Genomic DNA, 18299 nt, shown 5'->3' with positions numbered 1-18299 from the left:
CAGCGTTGCGGAAGCTTGTCAAAAAATGCACTTACGCAAGTAGGTTTCACCAATAGTTTTAATTCAAACAAAAGTAGTGTGGGGTGGTCATATGTCAATAATTTCCAAGATCGGCAATCGCGCTTCGAAATCATTGCGGTTTATTAACAAGATAATTCGCGATGAAGTAGTACTTGAGGTCGAGATCCCTACAATTGTAGGTAGAAATTTTTTCTATTGTCAGAAGCGGTCGACGGCGGAAAAGGGACAATACCTCGTATTTAAAGTAAAAGGAGGAGATGCTACTGTTTGGGTTGGATTCGACCAGAAATCAGCCAAGCAAATAATAGCTTTTATAGAAGAAAATATTATTTCGATGGATGGGGTTGATAAATAATGGGAACCGACCGAATTGACAGCACCGCGAACCTCACCTTTGGTGGCGATTATGGCACTGGCCTTTTTGGAGGGTCTTATCAAGTAAGAGGAGAAGTAGATAAAGGCAACATTACTGCCAGAATTACGGGAAGTCTGCTAGGCGTAACAGGGCGATTTACCTCCGCTGAAACCGGTGTAACTGTGGAGTTGGGGTTTGGCGGTACGATCGGATTTGGATCAGGAGCAAGTACTTTTGTTGGAGTTGGATATGATTTCGGCCAAAGTTCACCCATTGTGGCTGGTTCTCTCAGTGGCAATTTAGGTCCAAGTGTTGTTGGCAATGTAGGGCTTAGTGCTGGCGTTACTGCAAAGCTCGGCTGGGCGGCCCCTCCAAGCTTTCCTGGTAAAATAGCTGATGACTATGTTGGGGCTAAATATGCGGATGTAAGGCAGATTTCTCCAAACAGACCGGGACAGTACCTGACCGGATATGACTATAAGGAGAACGTACCCAAATACGGACCATTTTCTCTAGATACACCGAAAGAGAGTATGCGCCCTGCCGACTGGAGCGGATCTCATACAACTACACCAAGCGAACCAGCAACGCCCACGTTTACGCCTGAGGCGGCGGTTTCGCCATCGCCGGTAAATTTCACGCCAACACCAACCACACCTTTTGGACCTATCAGTCCCATTACCCCACAAGCGCCACTAATTACCTCTTCGCCCGTTACAGCTCCAACCCCGCCCGTACCAGCCACTTCTTCTCGTCCTGAAACACCGCCAAGCACAGGCCCGAACACCCCCGGTCCGTCTGTAGGGCGTGGTGGCGATGGAAGAGGTAGCGGTGGCTCTGGTCGGGGTGGAGCTGGCTCAGAAGGCGTTGGCAGTAGTGGTGGATATGGAGGCGGAAACAATGGAGGTGGTTCTGGAGTAGGAGGTGGTAAGGGTGGCGGCAACCGCAGCGGCGCAAGCGGCAGCTACGGAAGCGGCAACGGTGCAGCATCCGGTCGAGGGAACACAGGTGGAAGCCGAAATAGTGCCGGTAGTGGGCGAAACAACGGCAGCGGCCGCAACGGGGGAACTATTTCCGGCGGAGGCATCGGTGGTGATGGCCATGATGATCCATCCGGTTATGGGGGAGGAGCCTATGGTAGTCGTGGCGGTTATGCAGATACGCGTAATGCGGGCTACGGTCGCGATCCAACAGCGCCATCCCGGAATGATGGTACAGGGCGTTCAAGCGGCTACAGTGACTCTAGGGAAGATAGTGGTGAGCAAGACAATTCGCCAACTGGTCGGCAAGAGCGGAACGACAGAAAAACCGAGTCCAGGAACAAAATCTCGCCAGTCCTCCTCGATCTTTCCGGCATTGGGTTGAACGTCAATTCATTATCATCCTCAACCCAGTTCCTTGATCTGCATGGTGATGGCTATATGCACCGCACTGCCTGGGCGGGCAAAGGCACGGGCGTTCTTGTCATCGACACGAACAATGATGGCAAGATTAACCAGTCAAACGAGTTCGTCTTTACCGAGTGGGACAAGTCGGCCTCTGGCGATCTGGAAGCAATCAAGAACATTTTCGATACAAACCACAATGGCAAGCTCGATGCCGGCGATGCCAGGTGGTCTGAGTTCAAGGTCATGGTCGACGGCGAAATGAAGACGCTCGATCAACTTGGTATTGCCTCAATCGACCTGACACCGAAGGGAAGCGGCCAGAACTTTTCGGATGGGTCCTCTATTACAGGGACATCGCAATTTACCCGCACGGACGGAACGACGGGGACCGTTGGCGATGCTGTTCTGGTCTCGGAATCGGATGGTTATAAACTGCAGCGGACGAAAGTAACAAACGGCGATGGTTCGATTACGGAAACCATCAAGGGTTATGATGCAGACGGCCGGTACGCTTTCACAAATACCGTCAAAACAAGTGCAGATGGCTTGAACAAAACCACCTGGTATGATGATGACGGCAATGGCGTTATCGATCGATCGCAAACCGACAATCTAGCTGTAAGTTCGGACGGGACTCGCACCCGTACCACTACCAATATCCGCCTGGACGGATCCGTGGCAGACCGGACAACGATAATTACTAGCGCTGACAAGAAGACTGTTATCACTAATCTCGACCAGGACGGTGACGGCAAGGCGGACCAGAGCGAGACATTTACGACAAATGCGGATGGATCGACCACCACGGTGACCAAAGCCTTCAGCGTTGATGGGACTTTGGTCAAGCAAGTCAGCGTAACGGCCGCCGCAAACGGATTATCAAAGACGACGAAAACAGATATCAATGGAGACGGCGTTTACGAGTTGGTCAACAGCGAAACCACAGTGCTCAACAGTGACGGCAGCCGTACCAGGACTGTTGACTCCAAGAATGCTGACGGGTCACTAATTGCCAAAACTGTCACCATTACCGGTGCTGATAATCGCAGCAAGACGGTGCAGTACGATCACACCGGCAATGGCACATTTGACGAGACGGAGACCACAATCACGACGGTGGACGGCAGCGGCAATGTCACCACAACGACAACAAGCTACAATGCCGATCACTCGTTGCGGGACAAGACAGTTAGTACCATCAGCGCCGGCGGCCTGTCTCGAACCACGTCCACCGATCTGACCGGCGATGGTGTCGCGGACAGGGTCATGACGGATGTTACTGTTGTCGGCGTCGATAGTGGCCGCGTGCAGACTATTGAACAAAAGAGCGCGGACGGAACGCTTCTTTCCAGAACAGTAACGAGCACATCCGGAGACGGCAAGACCATCCTGATTGAAGAGGATCAGAATGGCGATGGCGCAGTTGATCTCAAAACCACAATACTCGTCAATGCAGACGGAACAACTTCGCAAACTGTAGAGACCTTCAGTCCGAATGGAACACTTGTTGCCAATACACTGACAGAAACGTTTGCCAACATGATCGGCAAGAGGGTCAGCGCCGATTTCAACGGCGACGGTGTTTATGACGAAATCACCACCGATGGCATTTATATTTATGCCGATCAGACGCGCCACCACGCAATTTGGCAGCAAGGCAGCAACGGAACGCTCAAGGGAAAAATTGCAACCGGTTATTCAATTGATGGACTGACCGAAACAACGGACAAGTGGATTGACGGCGATAGCCTGATCGATGAGACAGTCAGACAAGTGACTGTGCTGAATGGCGATGGCAGCCGAACGCAGACCATCACCAGAACAAGCCGGGATGGCACATTATTGTCCCGGGAGGTTGCACTTGTCAGCGCGGATCGAAAAACCACGACTATTACCACAGACGCAGATGGTGACGGCGCAACAGACAGCACAGTGGTGCAGGTCGCCAATTCCAATGGCAGCATAACCACCACGACATTGCTCACAAGCGGAAATGGTACGCTTTATGGCCGCAGTGTTGCAACGATCAGCGCCGATGGTCTGACAAAGTCCCTGGCGGAAGATCTGAACGGCGACGGCATCATTGACCGCACAACGACTGATACGACTGTCCTCAATGCCAATGGCAGCAGGACACAGACGGTCGCGGTCAGTAATGGTGACGGGTCGCTTGTTAGCAAGACCATTGTCACGGTTAGTGCCAACGGTCTTGTCAAGACAACGTCGCAGGACATCGACGGGAATGGAACGATCGATACTGCAGTGACCGAAACTTCCGTCATCAATGCCGACGGGTCCATTACCACGACGAGCCAGCAGCGGGCGGGAACGGTCAATACGACCAAAACGATCAAGACAGTCAGTGCCAATGGATTGATGTCAAGTACGCAGACAGACATTGATGGCAACGGAACGATCGACACTGTTGCAACGACAACGAAAGTGTTGAACGCCAACGGATCCAGCGTTGTCACGTCAAACCTCAAGAGCAGCAGCGGTGTTCTTCTGGGATTGTCGGTCACAACCACCAGTGGAGACGGCAAGAGTGTATCGACCGAACTTGATGGCGATGGCGATGGTGCGGTGGATACGCGCAAATCCGTTACCCTCAACGCCGATAGCTCGAGAACCGAGACTACAAGTTTACTTAATACCGATGGGTCTTTGGTATCGAAAACGACGGTAGAGGTGTCCGCCGATGGTCTCTCCAAAAAGACCGCATATGATTATAATGGTGACGGCGTTGTCGATAAAACCACAATAGATATCACTGAGCTCAATACCGATGGAAGCAAGACCAATACGGTAATTGCCAAGGGTAACAATGGCGCGATAATTGACAAGGTTGTCACCACGCTTTCAGCAGACGAACTCACCAGGACCGTGGAAGAAGATCTGACCGGTGATGGCGTCGCCGACAGGATCACGGCAACAAATATTACCATCAATGCCAATGGCAGCCGCCAACAGACGGAAACGACAAAGAGCAGCAACGGTACGTTGCTCGCCAAGGTGGTGACACTCGTAAGTGCTGACGGCAAAACCACGACCCTCACATCAGACAAAAATGGTGATGGCAAGGTGGATGAGACTAGTCTCAGTGTTCTCAATGCTGCCGGCAGTACAACCACGACAATTAGCTCAACCACGGCAAACGGAACGGTCTATGCCAAGACGGTAATGATCGTCAGCGCTGATGGATTGACAGTGACGACGCTAAAAGACCTTGATGGTGACGGGGTCAATGACCGTACCATATTGGACAAGATTGTTATCAATGCCGACGGTAGCCGTACTCAGACGGTCACAACGACAAGCGGTAATGGCACGTTTCTGGACAAGGCGACCGTCAATGTCAGCGCCAATGGCCTGATCAAGATGAGTGAGTTTGATACGAACGGCGACGGCGTTCGCGATACGGCACAACTCAATCAGATAAAACTCCATACATCGGGTCAAATAGCGCAGGGAGATCTTATCGCTAGAGGTGGCAACCAAGGCTCCATGACGAGCCAGGGTCAAACGGTGATCACCGCCAATGGCATGACGAAAACGGTTCAGTCTGATTACGACGGCAACGGAACGCTTGATCGCACTGCCGAGACGGCAAAAACAATTAAATCTGATGGTTCAAGTTCCGAGACAGTTTCCACCACGGCCTGGAGCGGAGCGCTGCTCGCCAGGACAGTGACCACGACATCTGCGAACGGAAAAAACGTCGCGATCGATGAAGATCTGAATGGAGACGGTATTGTCGATCGGCGCACCGGCATTGTTGTAAGCGCCAATGGTTTGGTGACTCGCACTGTCAGCGAACTCAAAGCTGATGGAACCGTAAACAGCAAGGCGGTGACCGAGACTTCAGCTAACGGCCTGTCGACAACAATCAGATCCGATCCGGATGGGAATGGAACGTTTGACCGGACAACGAGTGATGTGACAACTCTTAACACCGATGGGAGCAAAACCCGGACAATTTCCGAGTTCGGAGCCAACAATGTCCTGACGGGCAAAACTATTGTCGCTACCAACGCCACTGGCCTGTCCAGGATCACCACCTGGTCGGATGGATCTGGCACAACGCTGCGCTCGCTCAGCGAAACAACAACCATCAATGCCGATGGCAGTACGTTACAGGTTCAGGCCTACAACAAGCCCAATGGCACGCTCGAAAGCAAGACGACAACAACCATCAGCGCCGATGCCCTGACCAAGACTGTGACCGTTGATTTGAATGGTGATGGGCTGGTGGATCAGCGCCTTGTCATGGTCGAGAATGCCGATGGCAGTATTGTCAGCACACGTACCGACTACGGCGCGAACGGCACAACGGTCATTGGCAAAAAGACCACAAGCATAAGTCCAAATGGTCTGGGGCAGACCGAGGATTATGACATCGACGGCAACGGGACGATCGACACACGGACCAACAGAAGTATCGTTCTCAACGCCAATGGTAGCAACACCGAAACCATCAGCACGTCTGTCCTCGGTGCCAACGGACTGGCTCTAAAAGAAAAGACGGTTGTCGATACATCCGCAGACGGTCTGTCGAAGACGACCAAATGGGATCTGGCAGGCTCGGGCACCTTTGGCATCAGCAGCACAGATGTTACCGTTATCAACCCGGACGCCACACGCACCAGAACAGTGAGCTTTCTTTCAGGCACAAACCTGACCAGCCGGTATGTGATGCTTGCGAGTGCCAATGGCTATTCTGTCACAACCAAGTGGGACACGACAGGCTCCGGCCTTTTCGATCAGATTTCCACCGATGTGACCACACTCAACAATGACGGAACACAGACCCGTACCATCAACAACACGCGTGCAGACGGCAGTCTGATCGCAAAGACCGTTACAACCCAAAGCGCTGATGGACTTACGTTCACGACTTTGGAAGAGCGGGAAGGTCAGCCGGCGCGCACCATCGGAAATTCAAGCAAGGTTCTGGCGGATGGGTCTGTAATTGACGTTGCAACGACGTTGGATTCCTCTGGCCAACTGCTTGACAGGACGGTAACCAACACGAGTTCTGATCAGCGCCGGGTGAAGATCGTGCGCGATGCTAACGGTGACGGAAACACCGACCAGACGGAGGAGCGCGTCCAGACCGTGGACGGTTCAATTACAACAACGATTACCGGTCTGCGCGTCGATGGGACAATTGCCAACAAAACGACTGAGAAAACCTCTGCTGATGGCCTGACCACGACCACAGAATTTGACACCGACGGAGACGGGATAACAAACCTCAAACGTGTGGTCGTCAAAAGCTTCAACGCTGACGGCAGTCAACGCAGCGTCGCGACTGACACAGACGATACCGGAAAGCTCGTTTCGAAAATCACCGTAAATCTGAGTGCCGACGGAGCCAGACGGACAACTGTCAAGGATGTGAACGGCAACGGTATTATCGATCAGACGGAAACAGTTGCCGTCGATGCTTCCGGGGCAAGTGTGACTACGGTTGTCAACAGTGCCGAGGCACGCGATGTGTCAAACCTTGTGTCAGGTAGCATCTACTGGACCAGGGCGATTGCGGCAAAGATCGAAACAACAACCTCCGCCGATGGGCTCACGACGATTGTACGCACTGACTTTGACGGTAATGCCACCTATGAACACGTAACGGTGTCGAAGGCACTGATAGATGGCTCCATACGGTCAACAATTACAGAAACCAATACAGACGGTTCCGTCAAAGCCAAAGGCTCAATGATCACAAGTTCTGACGGTTTGATTAGTGTTCTCAACAAGGACGGCAATAATGATGGCATCCACGAGCATATCGAGACCGCCGTTATACGCCGGGATGGTTCTGTCACACTGACATCCTTGGACAAGAACGCCGATGGCAGTTTGAAACAGACAACCGTTGAAAGCATCACTCCATCCGGAAAATTGCTGCACAGTCTGATCACCGATAGCCAGGGTCGCAAGACAGCTGAGTCATTGCTTGCCAATGATGGAACGACCACGACGACCACCTATGATGCAGCCAGTGGTCAGATCGTCAGCACTGCAAAGACCAGCAAAAAAGGTGTTCTCGCAACAGCTTCGCTGTTTGATCCGCTCAACACCAAAGACTGGTTTAGAATCGATCAGGTCTTTAACGCCGAAGGCAAGAAAGTAACCGAAATCCAGTATAAAGACGATGGAACGCGCGTTGATATCGCGATTGATCCGATTTTGAACAAGGAAACTCTGGTCTACCGCTACGATGCAAACGGGAAGCTCACCAGCACCATAACTTACGACGCTGCCAATACCCAGAATTGGGGCCGGGTGGAGCGAACCTACAATACCGCCGGTCAAGTCACATATGAGTCGATTTTCAACGATGACAATACCAGGATTTCTACAACATTTGACCGGAATGCATCACAGACATGGTCAAGTGTAAGACATGATTTCAACGCTGCTGGTGCCTTGGTAACGCAAAACAACTTTAACGATGACGGTACGCGGGTCCTGTTCACCTTTGACCCAACAAATGCGGCTTCATGGAAACAGGTTGAAGAAACCTTTACCCAGGCCAGTCAACTGCAATTTAAAACTGTGCTGAACGATGATGGTACGCGGACGCTGCATACTTTTGACGTTGCGGGCAACCAGACCTGGAAGTCGATCCTCCAGACGTTCAACACCAGCAGTCAGGTCGTCACACAAACCAATTACAACGACGACGGTACGCGGGTCCTGTTTACATTTGACCCAACAAACTCGGCTGCATGGTCACATATTGAAGCAACTTATAACCAGGCCGGTCAGTGGACCTACAACATTCAGTTCAACGATAATGGGTCCAGAACTGTCAGTTCTATGGATGTTACAAACGCCCAGACATGGTCCAAGCTGACTCAGGATTTCAACGCGGCGAACCAGTTGATTGCGCAGTACCAGCAAAACGATGACGGTTCGCGGTTTGATCTCAATCTTGATCCGGCAAATGCCGCGTACTGGACAAGAGTTGAGTATCACTATAACAGTGCCAATCGGCTCTACTACCATGTCGAACTCAACGATAACGGTACCAAAGTCATCGACAACTACGATGTGGCGAATGGACAGGCTTGGTCGCATTTTCGGCAAAGCTTCAACGCGGCAGGTCAGATAGTGGCGCAATATCAGGACATGGATGATGGGACGCGATACGATATCGCATTTGATCCAGTCAATATCGTGCCATGGCATTCGTTGGAGTATTGGTACAACGCCAGTCAGCAATTGACCCGCGAAAAGGCAGTGATGGACGACGCTTCGCGAATTGAAACTCGCTATGATGTACCCAACAGCCAGACATGGGCGAAAATCGTTGACGGCTTCAACCCATATGGCCAACGAACAGAAACCAACCAGTATAATGACGACGGCACCCGGGTTCAAATGTTCTATAACGACCAGGGGCAGGTAAGGGATACCCGTTATTATAACGCGCAAGGACAGTGGACATTTCCACCAGGAACATTGGGGCGGCCTGTACTCTTGGATATGAACGCAGACAATCATATCGATCTTCGTCCGTTCAACGCGGCTGAGTTTGCTAACAATGCCGGGCCGCGCTTCGATTGGGACGGTGACGGGGCAGGGGACGGTACCGCCTGGATCGGCCCACAGGACGGTGTGCTTGCCATTGATCTTGGTGAGAACAGTCTGGGCGGAGCCGATGGGCTAATTGATCAGGCGACCGAGCTGGCATTTTCAATGTGGGCGACACCGGAAGAGCTGGAGGTAAACGGCGGTTCAGTTACCGACCTCGAGGGTTTGCGGCTGGCTTTTGACACCAACCATGACGCCATCCTCGATCATAACGATCTGCGTTGGAACGAGTTTCGTGTCTGGCAGGACGCCAATCAAAACGGCACCACCGACCAGGGCGAACTCAAGACAATGTCTGAGGCCGGGATAAAGCTTGTGAACCTCATTCCATCGCCACAAGGGGCAATGCAGTTTTCCGACGGATCGGCGATTACCGGCACAAGCTCCTATGAAATGACGGATGGCTCGACGCGATTGGTCGCGGACGCGACATTGGCATTTCGTTCATCAACAATCCCGGCTTAGGGTGAACCTAGGGCAATAGAGATTTCTAATCTCCATTGCCCGACCTCCTCCTCCGGTCCTCATTTACGATGCAGTGTGCATCCCGGACCCAATATGTTTGATACTCAATTAAAAACACTGCAGTGCCTTTATGGATAGCGTCACGGGCCAAACAGAAACGGATGAGGCGCCGCCAGCCTTTGACAAGCCTCGGGCCGACAGCGGTCTGAGCGCTCTGGTGGCTATTGCGGGTTATTACCGGATTTCGTCCAAGCCTGAGACCATAGCCCGCGAACTTGCGCTTCGAAGCAATGCCGCATGCGATGACATTTTGCGGGCGGCAAAGTCTATAGGCCTGAAGGCCCGCACAGTAGTTGTTCGCGACCTTAAGCGCCTTTCGGGCCTGCCAACACCCAATATTGCTGCCATGGCAGACGGTACATTTGCCATTTTTGGCGGAGTGACCGCCGATGGAAATTGCCGACTGGTCAATCCACTGGATTTCAAATCCCGGGAAGTCTCGGCAGCAGAGCTTTTACAACTCACCGACGGTAAGTTCATCCTTGTTCAAAGACGTATTGCAGGGCCGGGGACGTCGCGCGCGATTTTCGGCTTCAGTTGGTTTCTGCCCTCCTTATGGCGCTACCGGCGCTCGCTCGGCCACGTTCTTTTGGCATCGCTCTTTGTGCAACTTTTTGCGCTGGTCACGCCCTTATTCTTTCAGGTGGTCGTCGATAAAGTGCTTGCCCATCGCAGTTATTCGACCCTGATCATTTTGGTTATTGGCCTTGCTGCTATCGGTCTCTTCGACGTGGTCTTGCAGTATCTTCGCACCTACGCCTTGTCGCACACCACAAACCGGATTGACGTCGAATTGGGACGGCGCTTGTTTCGTCATCTGCTCAATCTGCCGCTAAGCTACTTTGAGACCCGGGCAGCCGGCCAGACAGTGGCGCGGATGCGTGAGCTCGAAACCATCAGGAATTTCCTCACGGGCCAGGGGCTATTCTCCGGGCTCGATTTTGTATTCACAATCGTCTTTATTTTTGTGCTATTTGCCTATTCGCAAAAACTTGCCTGGATTGTCGTGGCATCCATTCCGTTTTATCTGGCGATTGGCTTTCTCATCAGGCCCTTCCTCAAAGACAAGATCGATGAGAAGTTCGACCGTGGCGCCTATAGCCAGCAGCTACTCGTTGAAACAGTCGTTGGCGTCCAGACATTAAAGGCTTCTGCTGTGGAGCCAGTGGTCGCGGCGCAATGGGAAGAACGCTTGGCCGCCTATGTCCATTCCTCGTTCGGTGCAACTATGCTGGCGGCCAAAGGTCAAAATGCAATCCAGTATGTCAGCAAGGTAACAAGCGCAGCTTTGCTCCTGTTTGGGGCTCAGGCCGTCATCAATGGTGAACTGTCAGTTGGATCGCTCGTTGCCTTTAATATGATCGCTGGACAGGTCGCACAGCCAATTCTGCGTCTGTCGCAGCTATGGCAGGACTTTCAGCAGGTGCAGGTGTCAGTCTCACGGCTTGCCGATATTCTGAATGCACCACAAGAGCCGCGTCCGGCCATAGCGGTAAGCCTGCCTGCACCAAAGGGCGCTTTGACATTCAAATCGGTCACATTCCGATATGCGCCTGATGCACAGGATGTCTTGAAAGATATTAACCTCACCGTGCGTCCAGGAGAAGTTATCGGGATTGTCGGCCCGTCAGGCTCCGGCAAATCCACGCTCACCAAACTTGTTCAACGCTTCTACATTCCGAACAATGGACAGGTTTTCATGGACGGGCAGGACATTGCGCAGGTCGACCCGGCCTGGCTGCGTTCAAACATCGGCGTTGTGCTCCAGGAAAACATGCTCTTTAACCGTACGATTCACGATAACATCGTTCTTGCAAATCCAGCGATGTCACGCGAAGCGGCGATCCGGATGGCAAAACTATCGGGTGCCGATGAGTTCATAACCAAGCTGCCACGTGGTTATGATACGCTGATCGAGGAGCGCGGCGCCAACCTCTCGGGCGGGCAGCGTCAGCGACTAGCTATTGCACGTGCACTTTCCACCAATCCACCCATCCTGATCCTGGATGAGGCAACCAGTGCGCTCGACTATGAAAGTGAGCGCATCATACTTGCCAACATGCGAGAGATCGTCCGTGGCCGTACTGTAATCATTATCGCACACAGGCTTGCAACGGTCCGTGCCTGTGATCGGATTATCGGCATGAAGGATGGGCGCATCATCGAAGAAGGAACCCACGAAACCTTGATTACTCGCGACAAAGGCCTCTACGCCCATCTTTGGCGCCTCCAGAACGGAATGACGCAAGGATGAACGCTCCGGTAAAACCGTCGCTGGGTACAAAGTCAGCCAAGACGATGAAACGAACGCGCGCGGACAACGAGTTCCTGCCAGCAGCATTGGAGATTCTTGAAACACCGGCCTCGCCTATCCGCTCTGCCTTGATCTGGTTTATCTGCATTCTTGCGGCAGGTGCACTGCTTTGGAGCTATCTGGGAACATTTGACATTGTCTCCACGGCACAGGGAAAGTTCCAGCCAACCGGCCGTGTCAAGGTGATCCAGTCGCTGGAATTGGGCAAAACCAAATCCGTTCCGGTCTCAAATGGTGATCAGGTGAAGGCGGGCAGCATCCTTGTTGAATTGGACGATACCGAAATAAGGGCTGAGGAAAATGGTGCCTTGGCCAGCCTGCAGGCTTATCGTGCTGAGGTGTCGCGGAGAACTGCGGTACTGGAAACAATTGCTGACTGGAACAGGCAAGGGATATGGAAAGCCAACCGTCAGGCGTTTGGTCCGCTGCCAATATTTGCTGACACCATTGCGCAAAACATCCGCCTGCGCGAAGAGCAGGTATTTCAGGCAGAGTTGTCTCAACTTGCCTCGTCCCTCGACAATCTCGACGCGCAACGTCAGCAAAAACAGGCGGAAATCGACAGCCTGACCAACGCCATCGCGGCACAAAAGATACTGGTAACCACTTTGACGGAAAGGGTTTCTATGCGATCAGAGCTTGATGCGTCGAAAGTAGGTTCTCGTTCACAGGTCATTGATGCGTTGCAAAGCCAGCAGGAAGCGACAACGCAGCTGATCAGTCAAACTGGTCAGCTTGCATCAGCCAAAGCGGCGCTTAATGTAGCCATGAGCGAGGCAGCAAAACTGGTTAACAGCTACATTGCTGACAATACCGCTAAACAATCTGAGGCTGCGCGCAGGGTTGATGAGCTTGAACAGCAGGTCATCAAGGCGGAAAAGCGCCGGAAGTCCATGACGATTGCAAGTCCCATAGATGGCACCGTACAAATGTCGGCCATTACGACTGTGGGCCAGGTAGTGACAGCCGGTGGTGAGCTTATGCGCATCGTTCCGGCCAATGCCACGCTGGAAATTGAAGCCTATCTTCCAAATCGAGACATTGGTTTTGTCGCAGCGGGCCAGCCAGCAGTTATCAAGGTTGAAGCCTATCCGTTTACGCGCTTCGGTCTTATTGAGGGGAAAGTGTCACGCGTAGCTACCGATGCCATTCCGGAGCCGGATGCCCAGCAGGTGGAAGCCGCTGCGGCCAAGGAGCTGCAGTCAACAATACTAACCGGAAATGTACAGCGCATGCAGAATCTGGTTTTCCCACTGACAGTGACACCCGATAAAACCACCATCAGTGTCGAGGGCAAAGAGATGCAACTGACCCCAGGTATGGCAGTCACCGTAGAGATCAAGACAGGCAAGCGCCGTATTCTTGAATATCTATTTTCGCCATTAGCCGTGATATCATCTGAAGCAATGGGAGAGCGATGAATGATCCACCGGATTTCCGACCAATGAATAATCTAATGTTTGCTGAAGAACTCGAACTACGGGCACCGCAAGAAGACGTTACGAGACCGGGGATTTGTCAAACTTTGAATTTGGCCGCATTGGCCATTCGTTCAAAGCAGTTTGAATTAGATGATCTATGGCTTAAGTCGAACCAATTAGGCTTGGATGAGCACCAGGATCAATCGACATTCAGGGTTTGACCTTAGGGACAGTCGATAAGGACGCTCCAAAGTTGGTCGATAGAGTGAATAGCCACTGCACGACTATTTCGCCGTTCAACTTCAACCACATGCTCACGAAGATCATTCGATAACGGTGCGACTATGAGATGCTGGCCTCCATCCAACCAGTATTCTTGAATTAGAACAAAATTGATTTGGGAATCCCAGCCGATTCAGAAAAAGACGGACGGGCTTTAGCTCAGGCGGGCGGTGCAAAGCAGGTGTAAATCTCGCTGATGCACGCTTGAATTTCGTTCTCTATAGAACCCGTCTGGTCAATATATCCGGATCGTTGCGCTCTCACATTGCGTGCCAGAATATAGTGCGACAGTGCTGTTTTGTAGTCGCCGTTCAATTTGTGTAAATGCCCAAGCTGGACTTCTACGTCTTCCAGACTGTTTTGGTCAAAAGCTTCCGCATAGGCGCGGTACTCGCCATAGAGCTTCTTCGCTTCGTCAAAATCCCCGTCTTCTTTGGTTATATTGGCGTAGACGGCAATCATGTCCCGCTCATTGTCCTCGGTAACAAGTTCGCGCAGCAGTTGGCGTGCGCGAGACCAATCCTGCTGTTCAACATATTTCATTGCTTCAAGGCGCTTGAGTTGAACGCCAGGCTTGCCGGATCGATTGCGCGCGATATTTGCATGGCGGATCAGCTCCTCATCGGCAGGCGCCCGTTTCAAACCCTTCTCGTACCACGCAAGGGCTTTCTGGGGTTCGCCCGCCCGGCTGAAGAGGTGCCCAAGCTGCAGGTAAACATCCGCATTGTCAGGGTTCATGCCAACAAATTTCCGATATGCAGTTTCGGCGCGATCATAATTGCCGAGTTCCTTTTCCGCATGTCCCAATTGCACAAGCAGCCCTGTGCGGGCGGGATCCGCGGCGATAGCCTTGGTGTAAAGCGCCACCGCCTCAGCCCAATTACCTTCGTCGCGCGCGGCGTCGGCCTGCTGCGAGATGCTCCGGGGACTGGTCGAGCTGTCCGCCACCGCAGCAAGCTGCACGGCAATGCGCCGCGTACGGTCCGAGAAAGGCAATTTGATCATGCGTTTTCCAACCGTTCCTTGCTGCGGATCATGGAGACATCACGCAATTTGATCCAGGGCGCAGTGTCGGGCGTTTCGAGTATTTTAAGCCGGAGTTCCACAAATCTGTGCTCATTGCGGATATTCACGCACAGGCTTCCGACGAACGAACCGGCAATGATCAATTCCTGCAAAGTGTCGAGTCCGGAATTGGCGCTGACCTGTACGGCAATTCTGGCCGCCGGGTCCTGCACGAGATCGAGCCGCACCATCCATGTGCCGGCTTCCAGACTGCGTTTTGGTCCTGTGACCAACCATCCGGGCGAAACACTCCATCCGCCATCGACAACATTGACCGGCTGGTGCAGCAGGTCCGGGCCGATCATCCAGCCTTCGCCTGGCACTTCGCGAACAAAAATCAGTGTCTGGTTGCCGTCCATATCATAGGAAAGGCCAGCTGGCAGAGTGCGGGCGGAACTGGGGTCGACAGGCTTGTTGTCCGGATGTTGGGCCACCGGTTGTTCCAACGTATCCCATAGGGAAATTTGGCCGTCGCGGCGTGCAATGGAGACAACCCGTTTGACGATATCTTCACGCGTCGTCACATTGCGCCGCAGGTCGAACTCCATGGAGAGCCGTTCCTTGTCGGTGGGGTCACGACCGCAAATCTTGTCGAATGTATAGCGCAGAAAGGCGACGTTATTGTCCGGTGCAAAGCGGGTGAAGCTTTCAATAATCGCATATTGGTCCGGCGAGCGGCGCAGCACCTGTGCCTCATAGTCGACAGCTTGTTCTTCGCCGCCGGATGATATTCCGCGCAGGGCATCAATGATCTTCAGGCGGTTCGTACCATTACGGATGGCTTTCACAAAATTTTGCCTTTCTTCATCACTGAAGTCATCGGCAGACAAGTTGAAAGCAGTGGCCCAGGCATCCACAAAGGCTTCACCGGACAGGGAAAAGACGTCCTTGGGGACGGCTTGAAGCGGGATTTTATGCAGCTCGGCGATTGTCATGTTTTTGATCCAGCATCTGTTCTATAAGGGCGGCATGTCTTGCGGCTACGCGCGGATAGGAATTCCATTGCACCGCTTGGCGCCGGTCGGGATCCCGCATTCCAAGCAGGACAGGATTTTGTGCAAGACTGATCAGGGCTTCGGCAACGCAATCAATATCCACGGAACGAACCACATGGCTGATTGGCCACATGTCGCGCAGAACGGTTGAGCGGGAGCACAGAAGCGGCCGGTCGGCACTCATTGCGATGCGAGCCGCTCCCGTCGCCGTTTCGTTCGAGGGGCCATAGAGAAAGGCCAGAAGATCGGACTGTGCCAGTTCGCGGGCAAGTTCATCCTGTTCCACGAAATCAAATCGCGCAGAGGCAACATCGTGCAGATTGAAATGGGAGAACAGGTTTTCAATGACAACTCTGACTTCCCGCGATTCATCATTGGGAAGCATGCAATTGAGAAGCTTCAAGCGCAAGCGTGGTTCAAAGACCCGCGCCCGGGCAAAGGCCTGTACCAGGAGGTCGATATTCTTGTGCCGCGTCAGAAATCCGAATGATCCTATGGTAAAAACCGATGGATCGGGGCGGATATCGTCTTCCGGTATCGGAATGACGCCATGGGGCATGACAACGGGATTGGGATGCCCGGCTTTTGCCAAAAGGCCCGCATCCTCGGCAGAATGCACGAATACAATGTCGAACAGCTTCGTCCATTCGAGATGACCGTGGCGAAGAACCTCCTTCACACTGTGCATCGTAATAGCGCGCAATTTATGCCGACTATTTGCCAGCGTATTGTTCACAAGTTCCATATCGGGTGTCGAGAAATGTCCCGGATGATGTTGTATCCACAGCACGTCTCCCCGGGCATTTTCGATTTCCGAAATGAATCTTGTCAGTGATGTCAGATCATACCCCCAGGAGCGGGAAACAAGATCCTGCGTGGGAGCATGTTTTGCCTGTGCGGAAGGCGGCAACTCATCATTGAGCAGGCGTCTTGCATAGATGTGTGAAAATCTGTCGGCAAATGCCGGGGTGGAATAGAGATGTTCCGAATAGGTAGCGATGCCGCATTGCTGATGCCAGGACGAAACCAGGTCCAGGCTCCAGGGTTTGCGCGCTGTGGCTGCGCTTTTCTTGACCTTAGCAATTGATGCTAGCACGCGCCCTGCTACAGCGCCCCAGCTCAGGTGATCGGCCAGAAGTCTCTGTGCGTTTTTACTACGCAAGCGAGCGTCTTCGTGGTTCGTCAGGGCCGCCCGCATCTGCACGCCAAGATGTTCGACAGAAGGATCAGCCCAGATGCTCAAAGGCCCGGAAACATGGGTCTGTGAGGGGGCCATTTGATAGTCTACCATCCATGCGGTCTCGGGCGTACAAAAGTCCACCTGCCCGCTATAGGCCGTGGTAACAACCGGTATATCAAGGCGCATTGCCTCGGCCAGAGGCAGTCCGAAACCTTCGCCTCTGCTGGGTGCGGCAACAAGCGAGGCTGTGCGATAAAGCGCCAGCAGCTGCTCGGAAGTGTAAAGATCATTGATGATTATTATCGGTGCAGCAGTGGCGAGCCGATCACTGAACTTTTCCATGACCGAGGACAGAATATTGTCCGGGTTGGGAAAGGTCTTGATGACAAGTTCAACCTGTTCGTTTTGCTTGAATGTCTGTGTAAAGGCATCCACAAGCGCATCAATTCCCTTGCGCGGAAAACAGGATGAGACATGCAGAATGCGTTTCTTGCCGGTGGCGGGCAGGGGCGAGGGCGTGTTCAGGCCTGCATCAAGCGCAACATGGTCCGTGCCATTGCCTACGACTTCAACGGGGACCGTCAGGCCGGATTGCACGAAAGCCTGTTTCACAAAATTGGCCGTTACCATGACAAGATCAAGGTCGCGGTTAAACCGCTCGATAAGATATTGGGGAACTTCCAGCTCTTCCCAGGCGAAGTTCACATAGGCGTTGAAGCGCCCAATCATGTCATGCGTGGCTGGCGGCCATGTGTTGCGCAGGTGGATGTCGTATTTTTCGGTCGGATAACCGGGCAGCAGCAGGCGCTTCACCTCGGGAGCAGCGTTGAGCCTTGCATCGCTCTGCCAGTCAGCTTCGGGCGTATAACAGTGAAGATCAATACCGGCGTCAACAAGCGCTTTTGCCAGAAGCCGATTAACGATGGCAAGGCTGTAATCGCCTTTGAACACACCGTCGAAGAAAACACGCTTACCGGCAAATGCCTCGCGCGCGAACTTTAAATTTTTATCATCAAGATCAATAGTATAAGGCGACACGATTGGCGCACTGCGCATACACTTTTCTCCAGAACATCTGCTGGCCAGATGCCATACTGAATGTGAAAAACTTCTAATGCGTAAATCGACCTCTACCTTGCACAGTAAAGGTC

General features: G+C 52.8%; 7 protein-coding genes. 4 read left to right on the top strand and 3 right to left on the bottom strand.

What is annotated here, in order from left to right:
• Nucleotides 1-91 precede the first annotated feature (91 nt).
• The 4 genes from V9K95_RS16250 (at nt 92) to V9K95_RS16235 (ending at nt 13626) form a co-directional block, all read left to right on the top strand.
• Complete coding sequence (locus V9K95_RS16250) at nt 92-376, top strand: hypothetical protein (protein WP_336441497.1); 285 nt, start codon at nt 92-94, stop codon at nt 374-376.
• On the top strand, nt 376-9831 hold the full coding sequence (locus V9K95_RS16245) for a beta strand repeat-containing protein (protein ID WP_336441498.1): 9456 nt from the start codon (nt 376-378) through the stop codon (nt 9829-9831). Before V9K95_RS16250 ends, V9K95_RS16245 begins: the two co-directional genes overlap by 1 nt.
• Nucleotides 9832-9961: 130 nt before the next feature.
• A complete protein-coding gene (locus V9K95_RS16240) occupies nt 9962-12145 on the top strand; it encodes a type I secretion system permease/ATPase (RefSeq protein WP_336441499.1) in 2184 nt (727 codons plus the stop codon).
• Nucleotides 12142-13626: an HlyD family type I secretion periplasmic adaptor subunit gene (locus V9K95_RS16235; protein WP_336441500.1), complete on the top strand. Its 1485-nt coding sequence runs from the start codon at nt 12142-12144 to the stop codon at nt 13624-13626. Before V9K95_RS16240 ends, V9K95_RS16235 begins: the two co-directional genes overlap by 4 nt.
• Nucleotides 13627-14067: 441 nt before the next feature.
• On the opposite strand, the gene V9K95_RS16230 is transcribed toward V9K95_RS16235, so the two are convergent.
• The 3 genes from V9K95_RS16230 to V9K95_RS16220 are packed head-to-tail and all read right to left on the bottom strand — an operon-like array spanning nt 14068 to nt 18204.
• On the bottom strand, nt 14068-14913 hold the full coding sequence (locus V9K95_RS16230) for a tetratricopeptide repeat protein (RefSeq protein WP_336441501.1): 846 nt from the start codon (nt 14911-14913) through the stop codon (nt 14068-14070).
• The gene (locus V9K95_RS16225) at nt 14910-15908 is read right to left on the bottom strand and encodes a hypothetical protein (RefSeq protein ID WP_336441502.1); all 999 of its coding nucleotides are present in this window, start codon (nt 15906-15908) and stop codon (nt 14910-14912) included. The genes V9K95_RS16230 and V9K95_RS16225 overlap by 4 nt, the downstream gene beginning before the upstream one ends.
• A complete protein-coding gene (locus tag V9K95_RS16220; RefSeq protein ID WP_336441503.1) occupies nt 15886-18204 on the bottom strand; it encodes a glycosyltransferase family 4 protein in 2319 nt (772 codons plus the stop codon). The genes V9K95_RS16225 and V9K95_RS16220 overlap by 23 nt, the downstream gene beginning before the upstream one ends.
• Nucleotides 18205-18299: the final 95 nt, after the last annotated feature.

It is taken from the genome of Phyllobacterium sp. CCNWLW183 (assembly GCF_037203775.1).
In the GTDB taxonomy this organism is placed as follows: Bacteria; Pseudomonadota; Alphaproteobacteria; order Rhizobiales; family Rhizobiaceae; genus Phyllobacterium; species Phyllobacterium ifriqiyense.
The sequence above is the reverse complement of the archived record's forward strand: the minus strand, read 5'-3'. Positions and strand labels throughout refer to the sequence as shown.